Source organism: Salegentibacter sp. (assembly GCF_041642575.1).
Lineage (GTDB): Bacteria > Bacteroidota > Bacteroidia > Flavobacteriales > Flavobacteriaceae > Salegentibacter.
In genome coordinates this window covers 1-14,222 of record NZ_JBEPWD010000011.1, presented here as the reverse complement: position 1 = coordinate 14,222, position 14,222 = coordinate 1, and the positions used below count along the sequence as shown (strand labels likewise).

At 42.1% G+C, this 14,222-nt stretch carries 11 protein-coding genes; 3 read left to right on the top strand and 8 right to left on the bottom strand.

The window, feature by feature from the left end:
* Positions 1-9: 9 nt before the first annotated feature.
* Together ACESK1_RS03580 and ACESK1_RS03575 are read right to left on the bottom strand one after the other, a co-directional pair.
* Positions 10-2,979: an amidohydrolase family protein gene (locus ACESK1_RS03580; RefSeq protein ID WP_372918011.1), complete on the bottom strand. Its 2,970-nt coding sequence runs from the start codon at positions 2,977-2,979 to the stop codon at positions 10-12.
* A 65-nt stretch (positions 2,980-3,044) separates the two neighbouring features.
* Positions 3,045-4,139, bottom strand: a complete 1,095-nt coding sequence (locus ACESK1_RS03575; protein ID WP_372918009.1) for a DUF3810 domain-containing protein — start codon at positions 4,137-4,139, stop codon at positions 3,045-3,047.
* 216 nt (positions 4,140-4,355) lie between these two features.
* Here ACESK1_RS03575 and ACESK1_RS03570 point away from each other — a divergent pair, with 216 nt between their 5' ends.
* Complete coding sequence (locus ACESK1_RS03570; protein ID WP_372918007.1) at positions 4,356-5,816, top strand: aminoacyl-histidine dipeptidase; 1,461 nt, start codon at positions 4,356-4,358, stop codon at positions 5,814-5,816.
* Positions 5,817-5,887: 71 nt separating this feature from the next.
* On the opposite strand, the gene ACESK1_RS03565 is transcribed toward ACESK1_RS03570, so the two are convergent.
* From ACESK1_RS03565 to ACESK1_RS03555, 3 genes are read right to left on the bottom strand one after another with little or no spacing between them, the layout of a single operon-like run.
* Positions 5,888-7,009 carry a peptidylprolyl isomerase gene (locus ACESK1_RS03565; protein ID WP_372918005.1) on the bottom strand — a complete coding sequence of 374 codons (1,122 nt, stop codon included), beginning with the start codon at positions 7,007-7,009 and terminating at the stop codon, positions 5,888-5,890.
* Between the two features lie 3 nt (positions 7,010-7,012).
* Positions 7,013-7,570: a gliding motility-associated peptidyl-prolyl isomerase GldI gene (gene gldI / locus ACESK1_RS03560; RefSeq protein ID WP_372918003.1), complete on the bottom strand. Its 558-nt coding sequence runs from the start codon at positions 7,568-7,570 to the stop codon at positions 7,013-7,015.
* Positions 7,567-8,583 carry a bifunctional oligoribonuclease/PAP phosphatase NrnA gene (locus ACESK1_RS03555; RefSeq protein WP_372918001.1) on the bottom strand — a complete coding sequence of 339 codons (1,017 nt, stop codon included), beginning with the start codon at positions 8,581-8,583 and terminating at the stop codon, positions 7,567-7,569. Before ACESK1_RS03555 ends, gldI begins: the two co-directional genes overlap by 4 nt.
* Positions 8,584-8,666: 83 nt before the next feature.
* On the opposite strand from ACESK1_RS03555, the gene ACESK1_RS03550 reads away from it, so the two are divergent.
* Positions 8,667-9,704, top strand: a complete 1,038-nt coding sequence (locus ACESK1_RS03550; RefSeq protein WP_372917999.1) for an alkaline phosphatase D family protein — start codon at positions 8,667-8,669, stop codon at positions 9,702-9,704.
* A gap of 57 nt (positions 9,705-9,761) precedes the next feature.
* Positions 9,762-10,181 carry a nucleoside-diphosphate kinase gene (locus ACESK1_RS03545; RefSeq protein ID WP_372917997.1) on the top strand — a complete coding sequence of 140 codons (420 nt, stop codon included), beginning with the start codon at positions 9,762-9,764 and terminating at the stop codon, positions 10,179-10,181.
* Between the two features lie 61 nt (positions 10,182-10,242).
* Here the strand turns inward: ACESK1_RS03545 and ACESK1_RS03540 are convergent, their stop codons facing one another.
* From ACESK1_RS03540 to ACESK1_RS03530, 3 genes are all read right to left on the bottom strand, one after another.
* Positions 10,243-11,379: a hypothetical protein gene (locus ACESK1_RS03540; protein WP_372917995.1), complete on the bottom strand. Its 1,137-nt coding sequence runs from the start codon at positions 11,377-11,379 to the stop codon at positions 10,243-10,245.
* The gene (locus tag ACESK1_RS03535) at positions 11,380-12,012 is read right to left on the bottom strand and encodes a protein-L-isoaspartate(D-aspartate) O-methyltransferase (RefSeq protein ID WP_372917993.1); all 633 of its coding nucleotides are present in this window, start codon (positions 12,010-12,012) and stop codon (positions 11,380-11,382) included.
* Positions 12,013-12,168: 156 nt separating this feature from the next.
* Positions 12,169-14,222: M3 family metallopeptidase (locus tag ACESK1_RS03530; protein WP_372917991.1), on the bottom strand; the 2,054-nt coding region annotated here is incomplete at its 5' end.

Sequence of the window (14,222 nt, the reverse complement as noted above, 5' to 3'; positions counted from 1 at the left end):
TTTTTAATTTTAGTGGATTTCTTCAAGGAAGTCACAGTGAATGTGTTGTTCTTCCTTTTTGGCTACCGGCTGGGTTTTTACGCCGTTATTCTTGGCTTTCAGCATCTGGGTGATGAGTTCATTTCTTTCTTCGGAAATTCTTTCCCGTATTTCCTGGTCTCTTTCAATATCAAAATAAACTGTTCCCTGGATGAGTGTTTTTTCAGGCTTAGCATAAACCGATAGCGGATGGTCGCTCCATAAAACCAGGTCGGCATCCTTACCGGTTTTTACACTACCAACCTTGTCATCGATATGAAGCAATTTCGCCGGATTAAGAGTGACAAACTTCCATGCATCTTCTTCGGAAACTCCTCCGTATTTCACGCTTTTTGCTGCTTCCTGGTTCAATCTTCGGCTCATTTCAGCATCGTCACTGTTAATGGCCACGGTTACGCCCTGGCTGTGCATGATTGGCGCATTAAACGGAATCGCGTCGTTAACCTCATACTTATAGGCCCACCAGTCAGAGAAAGTAGAGCCGCCGGCCCCGTGTTCTTCCATCTTGTCGGCTAATTTGTAACCTTCCAGGATGTGAGTGAAAGTATTGATGTTGAAATCGAAGTTTTCAGCAACTTTCATCAGCATATTTATCTCGCTTTGTACGTACGAGTGCGCTGAAACATAACGGTCCATATTCAGGATCTCTACGATGGTTTCCATCTCAAGATCTTTTCTGTAATCCTTATCGTTTTTCTTGTTCTGCTCGTACTCACGGGCGCGGGTAAAGTAATCGGTAAAAACCTGCTCCACTCCCATACGTGATTGCGGGAACCTGGAACGGCTGCCCCAGTTAGATTGTTTTACGTTTTCACCCAGTGCGAACTTGATGAACTTAGGCGAATCCTCAAAGATCAAATCTTCAGCAGATTCTCCCCATTTAAGCCTCAGTATCGCTGAACGTCCGCCAATAGGATTGGCTGAACCATGTAAGAGCTGGACCGAGGTCACACCTCCCGCCAGGTTTCGGTATATATTGATGTCGGTGGGGTCAACCACGTCTTCCATAGAAACTTCCGCAGAAGAATTATGCCCGGCCTCATTGATCGCAGAGGCGGCAATATGCGTATGTTCATCAATAATTCCCGAGGTAAGGTGTTTTCCTGTAGCGTCAACCACCTTCGCACCGCGAGCATTAAGATCCTGGCCAATTCTGGAGATCTTTCCGTTCCTCACAAGAACATCGGTGTTTTCCAGGATTCCCTCTTCTTCATTGGTCCAAACCGTAGCATTGGTGAAAAGGATATCTTCCTGTTTTGGTTTCTCAGTAAAACCGTAGGCATTATTCGGAAAGCTTACCGATTTTACTTCAGGGGTTTCTTTAGCTTCTTCCTTCTTTTCTTCGGAAGTGACTTCAGCGTCTTTTTTGGTCGCTGTGAATGAGGTTTCATTCCCGTTAGCCAGAATCGCCTTTCCTGAAATTCTATCGGTTTCTGAAGGTACATTCGCCACCAGTCTGATATATTCGGTTTTAGTGGTATCTGGAGAAGAGAGCAACAGGTTCATCCAGTTGTCAACAAAACTTAGCTTCGAACCTATTTTGGTGTCGCCCATTTTAACTTCGGCATTAGGCTTAGCAGGTTCTCCGGAGATCTTTACATCATAAGAATTTCCGTCAACAGCCAGCTCATAATCACCCTTAATATTGGTGACGTTCATATTTTCAAGAACAGCTCTTTTTCCCTGAACCCAGTTTTCGTAAATGCTGGTTTCCTTGTCAAAAAAGTCACCCGAAGTTATGATAAAATTCGCCCAGGCACCTTCTTTAATTGTTCCAAGACTGTTTTCCTCGCCCAAAAGTCCGGCAGGAACGGTGGTTAATGCAGCAAGAGCATCTTCCTTGCTTAGTCCGTATTCCACAGCTTTTAATAAATTATTTCTGAAATCTTTTTCAGCATCTATTCCCTCGGTGGTTAAAGTAAAAGGAACATTGTTTTCTGCCAGTATTTTTAGGTTTGCCGGCGCTTGGTTCCAGCGCTTCATATCGTGCAAGCTTACCTTTGAAGCCATAAATGGATCTTCCACATCGTAAGCATCGGGGAATTCCAGGGGCACAATATAAGTGGCTCCGCTTTCCTTAATTTCATCAAGACTTTCATATTCAAATCCGCTTCCCAGGATGGTGTACTGAATTCCAAATTCATCGCCAATTTTATCGGCTCTGAGTTCATCCAGAAGATTATCGGTTGCGAAGATCTGCAGGAGATCTTTATTGCGGTTTAAAGCTTCTAAAGCAAGATCTTTGTTGTCTGCTTTTCCTTTTGCATACCATTCGGCATCATAATAGGCCTGGCGTATAAGCGCCATCGCACCCATCTTGGAAGTAGGGTAGGACTGCCGGGAAGTTGCGCTTTTATCGAAAGACAAATATTGCGCCGAGCGTTGTTTTAGAATCCTATCGCCGTCACTTCCGTCGGTATTTAATGCGATCAGCATTCCGTTTCCACGGATAATTCCATCGGCAAGGTGAGTATTAACAACTCCAAATCCGGCTTTATGTAGTTTTCCTGCTTTATCCTTATCAAAACTAAAAGCAGAAAGCGGGTTATTATCGGGACGAATATGATCGTTCCAGTAATAGCCTTCCCTGCTCGCGTCATATTGTGGCTGGCCGTTGCCATTGCCCGCCGCTTTTGGTTTCTCAACACCAAACTCGCTGTAAAGATCAATAAAAGAAGGATAGACTTCTTTGCCTTCCAGGTCAATGGTCTGGCTGTTAGCCGGCACTGAAATATTTTTTCCCACCGCGCTGATCTTGCCATCTTTAATGGCAAACATCCCATTTTCAATAATGGTAGTAGGATTAACATGAATTCTGGCGTTTTTAAAGACGGTAGTACCCGTTTTTGTGGTCTTTACGCCATCATTTTTGGGAAAGTACTCCTGGGCCTGAAGCTGGGCGCCCGCAAGGAATACAAATAGTAGAAATTTTAATCTCATAAAATGTAAGGGTTTAATAAGAATGTAAAAATTTTGTTAGAAAAAGGCGGTAAAATAAGAAAATTTTAATAAAAGCCCGTTCCTGTTGGGCCGGTATTTTTCTCTTCTGAAAAATAATTCACCAGAAGGGCAACCACATAGCTGTAGCTCTTCATTCCTTCAGCCTGGTTATTGGCCATCAGGTATCGGTTATAAGTAGCTAGGAATAAAGGCTCAAAAGGATTCTGATGCCTTATCCAGAAATCGTCTACTTCACGGTAATTCGCCAGGATCCCGGGTCGGATCTTTTCCTTGAGCTCTTCAAATTTCTCCTTGTCCCTACGGTACAATTCATTTAAACTATAACGCAGGGCAAAAGTATATCCGGAATATCTGAAATAAATATCTGGATGGTTCATGGTGGCCAGACAGGCTATGAAATTCGCCTCGTTTTCCTTGGCAAAACCCAGCTGATGACCAACTTCGTGGCTGGCAGTTGTTGGGAGCTTGAATTTCACGATCTGGGTATTGACCTGGGCTTCCCCGGTAAGCGGATTCAAGTAACCATTAAATCCCATATAAGTGAGCGGAATACTGTAAAGCGATCGTTTTAAATTCGGATTTTTATAGGTGAGTTCGGGGTATTCCCGGCTAAGGTGATCATATCCAACAATAGTTTGTTCAAACAATTCCTTTTTGGAATATGGGATTTCTATAGCCAGAGAGTCATCTGCAGAGAGTTCTTCGTGCAGTTCATTAGACCTGGAAATAAGGTTTTCTGAAAGAATTATAAGTTCTTCGGTGGTGTAATCAGGATCTAATTCCAGGGCCTGGTGTAGCGGCAGCCGGTAATAATTAAACCCCCAGATAATATGAAAACAGGCATAGATCACCGAAAGGGCTGCAAGCCCGTCTATGATCCATTTTCGGGGACTTCGAAATCTGGTTCTGAATCTTCGGATGATCCATCTCAGCAGCATTAAAACCAAAACTGCATATAAAAAGTCGCCGAGGCTGAAAGGGAGAAAGCCCAAAGGAAATCGCATAAATCGGGAGATCCATGGGTAGACTCCAAGACTATAATAGTTCTCTATAAATAATGGGTATTCAGCCAACAGACCGATAACTATGATCTGCACGGGGAGGAGTCCGGCAAGTATATATAGACTTTTTCTTTTCACTCGATAATCGAGATTTAGTTTTTCGGTATTGATAATATCAGAATGTCTATAAATTATAAATTAATTTCTTCTGATTGTCTGAGGTTCTTTATTTCTCAAAAATAGCATTTATCCCCGGAAGGCTTGCTTTTTGGTTAATTTCCGTCAAAATAAGTTTTTCATTTTCCTTCCTGCCTAATTACCAATACCTTTGTGAATATACCAAATATTAAACCAATGAATGAAGAAATAAGAAACCTGGAACCTAAAGAATTATGGAATAATTTCGCCGACCTTAATGAGGTGCCAAGACCTTCAAAAAAGGAGGAGCGGGTTATAGAATTCATTAAGAACTTCGGAAATAAACTTCAGCTGGAAACCCAGGTTGATGAAGCCGGAAATGTTTTAATCCGTAAACCTGCTACTGCCGGGATGGAAGACCGCAAAGCAATCGTTCTTCAGTCGCACCTGGATATGGTTCACCAGAAAAATAATGATACCGATTTCGATTTTGATACCTCAGGAATCGAAATGTATGTAGATGGCGACTGGGTGAGGGCCAGAGGAACAACCCTTGGCGCCGACAACGGCCTGGGAGTTGCCAGTATGATGGCTATCCTGGAAAGTAAAGACATTGCACATCCTGAGCTTGAAGCGCTTTTTACTATAGATGAGGAAACCGGAATGACCGGCGCGAAAAACCTTGATCCATCAATGCTGAAAGGCGATATCCTTCTTAATCTTGATACCGAGGAAGATGATGAAATCGGGATTGGCTGTGCAGGAGGTGTAGATATTACTGCTCTTCGTGATTATGAACAGGAAGACACTCCGGATAATTCCGTGGGCTACAAAATTACTGTAAAAGGATTGCAGGGTGGACATTCAGGAATGGATATTATAAAAGGCCTTGCCAACGCCAATAAGTTGCTCACCCGCGTGCTTTACGATTCCAATAAGGATTTTGGATTGCGTTTAGCTGAATTTGACGGAGGCGGATTACGTAATGCTATTCCACGGGAAAGCAAAGCCACGGTAGCTATTGACCGGTCTAATACCGAAACCTTTCTGAATGAAACTTTAGTAAAGGCCAGGGAGATTAAAGCTGAATTTTCTTCCCTGGAACCCAACCTTGATATCGAGATCACTGAAACAGATGTTCCTGCAAAAGTGATGAAGGTGGAAGACCAGCTTGATGTGATAAGAGCACTTTCTGCTGCGCATAATGGGGTATACAGAATGAGTCCTGATATTGAAGGCCTGGTGGAAGCTTCTAATAATATTGCCAGTGTGAAGATCGCTGATGGGAAAGCAAATATCAATTGTCTAACAAGATCTTCGGTAGAATCTTCTAAAAACGATCTGGCCCATAGTCTGCAATCTGCCTTTGAGCTTGCCGGGTTTAAAGTGAAACTTTCAGGGGAATATCCTGGATGGGCACCTAATCCCGATTCTGCTATCCTGAAAGTTCTTGATGAGCTCTATCAAAAGCAAAACAATGAGAAAGCCGATGTCGCAGCCTGCCACGCCGGACTCGAATGCGGAATCATAGGAAATCATTATCCCGAAATGGATATGATCTCATTCGGTCCTACCATCCGTGGAGCTCACTCTCCCGATGAGCGAGCCAGCATTTCTTCAGCTAAAAAATACTGGAAGTTTTTGATTGAAGTTTTAAAGAATATTCCGAAGAAATAATAAAGGAATTTTCCCAAACAAAAAAGGCTGCCCGATCAGGCAGCCTTTTTAATTTTTATACTTCTGAATTTTTATTCCTGCATTCCTACTAATTCCACTCTGAAAATTAGATCGGTATTTGGTGGAATTACGCCTCCAGCACCGTTCTCACCATATGCAAGATGAGAAGGAATGTAAAGAATGGCCTTGTCTCCAACTCTCATTTGCTGAACACCTTCTTTAAAGCCTGGGATCATTGGGGCTTCAGGACCATAAGGGATGCTCATAGGTTCATAACCACCCTGATCTTTTCGCTGTTGACTGAAAATGCCTAATTCGCGAGACAGTTCTTCGTTGTTAGTGTCGAAGATTCTTCCATCCTCGAAATAGCCTTCATAGTTTAATTCTACCATCTGACCGTCAGCCGGCTTTTCACCGTCTCCTTCTTCTTCGAAATAGATCTGGAGCCCACTTTCAAGTTCTTCAGCTTCTTCTTTTAAAGCGCTGAATTTCTCAGAATTCTCTGCCATGGCGTCTTCCATACGTTTGTCAGCGGCTTCTTCTTCGGCTTTAAGTTCGCCTAATTCCTCTTCAAAAACTTTAGGCGCATCAAAATTTTTGGCATCATTTCCCTTTCTGATGATTTCCACTTTTTCTATGATCACTTCTTCTAAAGGCCGGTCGCTGGGATCGGTTTCTACTTTTCCGATTGAATCTACCACGTCCTGGCCGTCAACAATTTTCCCGAAAATTGTATGTCTTCCGTCAAGATTGGGTGTAGGACCCAGGGTGATAAAGAACTGGCTTCCATTAGTGCCCGGTCCTGCATTTGCCATAGATAATATTCCTTTAGAATCGTGGCTTAGCTCGCTATTCACCTCATCCGGGAAACGGTATCCAGGGCCGCCGGAACCTGTGCCGGTAGGATCTCCACCCTGGATCACAAAACCGTCAATGATTCGGTGAAACCTTATCCCATCATAAAAATTCTTGTTTTTATAGGTGCTGTCTACCATAGTGTTTTCTCCTTCAGCAAGGGAAACAAAGCTCGCTACGGTAATTGGTGTTTGATCATAAAAAAGTTCAGCTACAAAGCTGCCTTTATTAGTTTCAAATTCGGCATAAAGACCGTCTTCCAGATCGGGATATTTGTCATTACAGGCAACTAGCGTTAGAGCCATTGCCAAAAGAATAAAGATGTTAGTAGTTTTCATTATTTAATCGTCGTTTTTAGATTCATTTTTATTGATATCGTGTAAAGTCACTTTTGCTTTCACAGGAACATTGGTCCCGATTTTATTTTTGTCTCCATAATACCCATAAGCCTTGTGTGATGGAAACAGGAAAGTAACGGTTTCCCCTTCTTTCATGAGTTTTAAACCCTGGCGGAGTCCGCTGAAAAGTTCCTCCTGATCTACAGCATATTCCCGGGTGGGTTTTTCGCCCTCAGCATAGATAGGCTCGCCATCAATGGTGGAGATGCTATGATCGAATTTTACGAGATCCCCGAACTCAGGGGTTTCGGTATTGGAAGAATCAGTAGATCTTTTATTGTAATAATACCAAAATCCGTCACTGGAGGAAAGGTATTCTGTTGTAGAGTCCTCTGCCATCAAATCTTTGATATATTCCTCTTCGGCGGCTACAAGTTCCCGGTTTCTTTCTACCGATTCCCGTATGTAAGAACCTGAATTCTGACTTACAGGATATCGTGCCTCGGGCGATTTACAGGCGCCCAGCATAAGTAGTGTTAAAAGGATTAAACCGATTCTCATTTTGTTAATTCATCTTTATACTGCGGAAGCAGGGATTCAAAACGTTCGAGCGTTTCTTTCAAGCTGAGCTTGCTTTTTCCTCCAGCCGCATTTATATGTCCGCCTCCTTCAAAATTCTGCCTTGCAAAAGCATTTACAGAGAATTCGCCTTTAGAGCGGAAGGAGATCTTTATAATGTCCTCCTGTTTGTTTTCAATAAAAATAGCAGCGAATATTATACCTTCCAGGGCCAGCCCGTAGTTTACAAAACCTTCGGTGTCACCTTTTCTGAAATCGTGGCGATCCAGTTCTTCCTGAGAAAGGCTAATATAGGCTGTCTTATATTCGGGCATCACTTTCAGGTTACTCAGAGCGGTTCCCAAAAGCTGCATTCTTTTTTCTGAATTTGTATCGAAAACCTTATTGTGTATTTTCCAGTTTTCAGCGCCTTTATCTATAAGATCGGCAACCACCCGGTGAGTAAGGCTGCTGGTGGAACTATATCTAAAAGAACCTGTATCGGTCATTATCCCGGCATAGAGACAGGTTGCGATCTCTGCACTTATATGATTCCCCGCTCTTAATTTCTTTAAAAAATGATATACCATCTCACAGGTAGAGCTCATAGCGGCGTCACTGTAAGTATGGTTTGCATAATCGCTGGGTTCCTGGTGATGGTCTATCATCACAAAAACCGCTTGCGAATCTATTAACGGTTGCACCATAATTCCGGCGCGGTTAAGTTCGTTAAAATCGAGGGTAAAAACCAGGTCGGCATCGGCTATTAGCTGGTTAGAGCGTTCCTGTTCATTTTCATAGATTATCACTTCCTCTGTTCCCGGAAGCCATTTTAGAAAATCGGGATAATTATTAGGTGCGATTACCCTGGGGTTGTGGCCTTTATCCTTTAAAAAATGCCACATTGCGAGGGAAGCTCCCATTGCATCACCATCGGGACCTCTATGCGGAACAATAACTATGTCTCTGGCCCTGGCCAGCTCGGCGGTAATCTCTAAAATGCTTTGTTCTATCATAGTCTAAGGGCTAAAGATACAATTTATTAACTTTTACTAATAATTGATTTTCTAAATTTGGTATATAAGCAAATCAACAAAAAATGAAATTAATATTTAGAATTTTACCTTTTTTTATTCTCTTTTCCTGCGGAAGTTCTTCGGAAACCGCTAATCTTAGTCCGGAAGAAGAATATGATTATGTGCTGGCCTTTGGTAGTTGTAACCGGCAGGAAGCCCCGCAACCCTTATGGGAACCTATTCTGAAAAACCAACCAGATGTTTTTGTGTGGGGCGGCGATAATATCTATGCCGATACTCCCGATATGCAACTGATGCAGGAATATTACAGGATACAACAGAATATCCCTGAATATAAAAAACTAGCCGATTCCATCCCGGTTTATGGCACCTGGGATGATCATGACTATGGAATAAACGACGGCGGAAAAGAATGGGAGTTTAAAGAAGAAAGTCAGCAGCTTTTCCTCGATTTTATGGGTGTCGCACAAGATGATCCCCGTCGGGAAAGGGAAGGGGTTTATCACAGCGAAATGCTGGAAACCCCACAGGGAAACATCAAATTAATAATTCTGGATACCAGGTATTTCAGGGACGAATTGCACCCGAGTGATGCTGCGGGAAAAAGATATGAAGAGAACAGGGAAGGTACTATCCTTGGAAAACAGCAGTGGGAATGGCTGGAAGAGGAATTGGAAACCAGCACGGCTGCTTTCAATTTAATCCTAAGCAGCATCCAGGTGATCTCTGAAGAGCACGGTTTTGAAACCTGGGGGAATTTCCCTGCTGAAAGAAATAAACTCATCAAATTAATCGAAGGTTCTGAAGCAAACAATGTGATAATTCTTAGTGGGGACCGCCATATTTCAGAATTTTCAGAAATGAATACAGATGCTATTGATTACCCTTTAGTTGACTTCACCTCGAGCGGACTAACACATAGTTATACCAGCTTTAGCGGGGAGCCTAATCGGTACAGAGTAGGAGAGGTAGTAAGCGACCTAAGTTTTGGGCTTCTTAAATTCGATTTTAAGAATAACAGGGTTTTAATGGAGATGCGGGGAGAAGGGAATAGCTTGCTTCAGCAGTATGAAGTGGAGTACCCACACATAAAGCATTAATCAGCTTGCTTTTGGAGGAGAATTACTTATTTTTGCCCAAAATTTAAAAAGCATAAAATGGCAGGAAACAGAACATTCACCATGATCAAACCCGATGCAGTAGAAAAAGGGAATATTGGTGGAATATTAGAACAAATTACCGCTTCAGGTTTTAGAATTGTAGCGATGAAAATGACCCAAATGACCAAAACCGATGCGGAAGAATTTTACGCGATCCATAAGGAGCGTCCGTTTTTTGGGGAATTGGTGGAGTTCATGACACGTGGTCCTATTGTAGCCGCTATTCTTGAAAAAGACAATGCCGTAGAAGACTTCAGAACTTTAATTGGTGCTACCAATCCTGAAGACGCTGCTGAAGGAACTATAAGAAAGAAATATGCAACTTCTGTAGGCGAGAATGCTGTACACGGAAGTGATAGCGATGAGAACGCTGCTATTGAAGGTGCTTTCCATTTTTCCGGTAGAGAGATGTTCTAAGCATTTTCTGAAATTATGATATTGTAAAAACCACCTTTTATCAGGTGGTTTTTTTTATAAATTATCCAAAAGATTCAGGAGAAAATTTGGCGAAAAGGCTTGAGGCAAGGCTTATTGAATTAATATTTAAATGCTCAGTCCATGTAGCAGATTTTTGATTTTCCGGACTTTCCCAAAAACTTTCTACTTTGTCTGCTAAGGGAATGTAAGCATCAAATTCAGCAGCTATATCGTTTTTCGAGTTTTCTTTTGCTCCATCCAAAACCCGAAGTCCCAAAGATAATCCGCACTCTCTGAATGCCAGGCGTTGATTTGCTGGACCATTTAATGAATTAAATCTCCTGAAATTTTTTAGGCTGTAAAGGCTGTTTTCTAACAATTTTTGTGGTTTTGAAGATGATGGTAAATCTTCATCGTTTTTTAAAGCAGAAGCTCTTACAGAAGTTATCAATAACCCGCCAATACCCAGAGGATCGGTAGTTATCCAATCTTTTCCGGTGCAAAGTTTTTTAAAATTTTGAAGAACAGCGTTTAATTCGTCATTTCTTTTGGGTAAATTTTCTTTTATGGTGGCTGCGCAAATTAAGCCTTCCAGGGGGTCGTGGGAGCCCATGCTATTTATAAGCGGTCGGCTTAAATCGGTGCTCATTTTCCAATACATTCTTAGTTCCCCATTTTCTTCTGAAATAAATTTTTCAGAAGCAAGTAACAATTCAGCCGCCCAATTTAAATATTTTTCATCCCCTGTTTCTTTTTGGGCCTGAAGTAAAACTACAATCCACCTGGAAATGTAATGAAAATATTGGCCGTCCCTTTCCCATTCAAACTGCTCCTGAAAAGCTTCGTTAGGATTTCGCTCCAAATGCTTTTTTCCAATGCGTAAACCTCCCGCGGTAGGGTGATTTTTTCCTTCTTCTTCAGATAAGCCGCTAATCCAGCCGATTCTTGAATCTTCAGGATGAAATCTTCCCAGGTGAAAATGCACCAAATCAATTAGGCGCAAAGCTATTTGATGATATTTTTGATCTTTTGTTAATTTAAAAAGTGCAAAAATGCAATGCACCGCAAAAGCATCTGTCCAGAGATAGCGATTTGCCGCATCTCCTTTTCCTTCAACTATTCCGGTTCTTTCAGCAAAAGCATCTAAATAGTCTTTGGCGAAAGTAACCTCACGAAAATTTTCTCCTTTCTTTTCCATTTATTCTGATTGTGCTTTTCCTGTCATGGGCACAAAACTTACCGGTAAAAGACTTTCTTTTTTAAAGGTATTCTCACCTGTTTTCTCCAGGAGAATTAACCGTTGTATGGTAGTGCCTACAGGTGTTAGCAAACGTCCTCCTTCTTTTAATTGCTCTTTTAGAGGTTCAGGAATGGAAGCGGGTGCCGCTGTTAATATTATTGCGTCAAAAGGAGCTTCTTCCGGCCAGCCTTTATAGCCATCCCCGGTTTTAGTGGTAATATTTTTAATATTGGTTTTATCAAGGTTTTCTTTGGCTAATTCTCCCAGCCAGTCTACAATTTCTATACTGTAAACCTGGGCGGCAAGTTTTGATAAAACAGCGGCATTATAACCGCAACCGGTACCTATTTCCAGCACTTTATCATTGGGATTTAATTTTAGTTCCTGCGCCATATAAGCCACGATGTACGGCTGACTTATAGTTTGTCCTCTTCCTATTGGTAAGGGCCCATCCTCGTATGCCTTATCCTGAAATTCTTCGGGAACAAAAAGTTTGCGGTCTACTTCTTCCATCGCCTTCAAAACTTTTTCATCTTTTATTCCTCTTCGCTTTAGCTGTTCTTCGATCATTTGTTCTTTCGTCGCATACATAGCTTCTGTTTTTTAGCTTCTTTTAAAGTTACTTATTACTTTTTCAAAAATAAAATTACAGAGCTGATTTAAGTTTTTTTTTAATCCTGAAAATATTATTACCTGAAACAAAAAATCCCGGTGATAAGCCGGGATTTAGATCAGAATGAAAAAAATTTATTTTTGAATTCCTTCTTCAGGAACCGGAAAACCACGGTCGCGCATTAGAGCATCAATCTTGGCATCTCTTCCTCTAAAACTTCTGTAGGCTTCAGCAGGATCCATCGCGTTTCTTGGGGCGAAAAGATATTTCACCAGTTTCTGAGCAACATTCTTATCATAGAATCCACCTGGCGCCTCGTTAAAGGCTTCAGCAGCATCAGAGGTTAATACATCTGCCCATAGGTAACCATAATACCCTGTAGCGTAACCCTCTCCTGAAAATACGTGACCAAAATGTGGGGAGCGGTGACGCATCACGATCTCCTCAGGCATACCCAATTCTTCCAGGGTTTCTTTTTCAAATTCTCTTGGTTCGATCTCATCTGGATCGGTAGTGTGATACTTCATATCCATTAAAGCAGAAGCAAGGAACTCGGTAGTTGCAAACCCCTGATTAAAGGTTGAAGCATTCTTGATCTTTGTTACCAGTTCCTCAGGAATAACCTCGTTGGTTTCATGATGACGCAGGAAGCGGTTTATCACTTCATCGGTAGATAACCATCGCTCCAGTAACTGCGATTGGAATTCGGTGTAATCTCTTACTCCTCCGTTCAAAGTAGGATACTTTACATCGGCGGCTAGAAAGTGCAACGCGTGCCCGAATTCGTGAAAGAAAGTCGTGGCATCATCCCAGGAAATGAGTACAGGCTCACCTTCAGCAGCTTTTATGAAGTTAGAGTTATTTGAGGCTAAAACAGGTTCTCCCCCCTCTAGCTCAGAATAACTGCGGTAAGTGGTTGCCCAGGCACCGGAACGTTTTCCCTGTCTTGCGAATGGGTCCAGATACCAAAGCCCTATCAGGTCTCCGGTAGATTTATCGGTTACTTCCCAAACTTCTACATCTTTGTGAAACACAGGAACCGATCCTTCTTCAACGGGAGTAAATTCGAAATTGAAGATCTTTTCAGCAGTAAAGAAAAGCGCCTCGGTTAAATTACCCAATTCCAGGTATTGTTTTACTTCTTCGCTGTCAAGATCATATTTGTCTTTTCTAACTTTTTCGGCATAATAACGATAGTCCCAGGGTTCGATTTTAATATTGGCGCCTTCCTTATCGGCTATGGCTTGCATATCTTCAACCTCCTGTTCTACACGGGCCAGAGCTGCCGGCCATACGGCTTCCATAAGCTCCATCGCGTTTTCAGGATTTTTGGCCATACGGTTTTGTAATCTCCACTCGGCAAAATTATCGTAGCCCAAAAGCTCAACCCGTTCATCACGAAGCTTCAGTATCTTCTTGATCACTTCATTATTGTCAAACTCATCATCGTTATCACCGCGGGAATAATAATTATTCCAAACTTCCTCTCTTAATTCCCTTTCATCGGAATACGTAAGAAAGGGATCCATAGAAGAGCGGGTGTTGGTTACCGCATATTTGCCTGGTTTTCCGCGTTCTTCAGCAGCGCTGGCAGAAGATTTTATGTAAGATTCGGGAAGGCCACCTAACTGATCTTCCTCCAGGTATACCACGTAATTCTCTTCTTCGGAAAGTACATTGTTTGAAAACTGGGTATACAGCTGAGAAAGTTCTTTATTGATCTCGGCATAACGTTTTTTGTCTTCTTCATTAAGGGCAGCACCTTCCATGGCGAATTCCTCATAAATCAAATCGATCACTCTTTGTTCCTGTGCTTCCAAAGGGTTTTCCTTGGAGTCCTTATAGACTTTTTCAATTCTTTTGAATAGCTCCTCGTTCTGGGAGATCTTTGAGCTGTATTCTGAGATTATAGGAGAGAGTTCCTTCTGCACCTCCCTGAATTCAGGGCTGGACATATTACTGCTAAAAATGCCATAATATGTAAAAGCCCTATTTAATTCTTTTCCAGCTTTTTCCATTGGGACAATGGTGTTCTCAAAAGTGGCGGCCTCTGGATTACTTGCTATTTCATCAATTTCGGCCAGGTGCATTTCCATGGCTTTTTCCAAAGCGGGTTTAACGAGATCAACTTCCATTTTGTCAAAAGCGGGAACCCCTGCATAGGGCCCTTCCCATTCGGCTAATAAAA

What these genes read in the sequence shown, in the direction of transcription:
- ACESK1_RS03580 (WP_372918011.1), bottom strand. Translation starts at nt 2,979, where the DNA reads ATGAGATTAAAATTTCTACTATTTGTATTCCTTGCGGGCGCCCAGCTT.
- ACESK1_RS03570 (WP_372918007.1), top strand. Translation starts at nt 4,356, where the DNA reads ATGAATGAAGAAATAAGAAACCTGGAACCTAAAGAATTATGGAATAAT.
- ACESK1_RS03565 (WP_372918005.1), bottom strand. Translation starts at nt 7,009, where the DNA reads ATGAAAACTACTAACATCTTTATTCTTTTGGCAATGGCTCTAACGCTA.
- gldI (WP_372918003.1), bottom strand. Translation starts at nt 7,570, where the DNA reads ATGAGAATCGGTTTAATCCTTTTAACACTACTTATGCTGGGCGCCTGT.
- ACESK1_RS03555 (WP_372918001.1), bottom strand. Translation starts at nt 8,583, where the DNA reads ATGATAGAACAAAGCATTTTAGAGATTACCGCCGAGCTGGCCAGGGCC.
- ACESK1_RS03550 (WP_372917999.1), top strand. Translation starts at nt 8,667, where the DNA reads ATGAAATTAATATTTAGAATTTTACCTTTTTTTATTCTCTTTTCCTGC.
- ACESK1_RS03545 (WP_372917997.1), top strand. Translation starts at nt 9,762, where the DNA reads ATGGCAGGAAACAGAACATTCACCATGATCAAACCCGATGCAGTAGAA.
- ACESK1_RS03540 (WP_372917995.1), bottom strand. Translation starts at nt 11,379, where the DNA reads ATGGAAAAGAAAGGAGAAAATTTTCGTGAGGTTACTTTCGCCAAAGAC.
- ACESK1_RS03535 (WP_372917993.1), bottom strand. Translation starts at nt 12,012, where the DNA reads ATGTATGCGACGAAAGAACAAATGATCGAAGAACAGCTAAAGCGAAGA.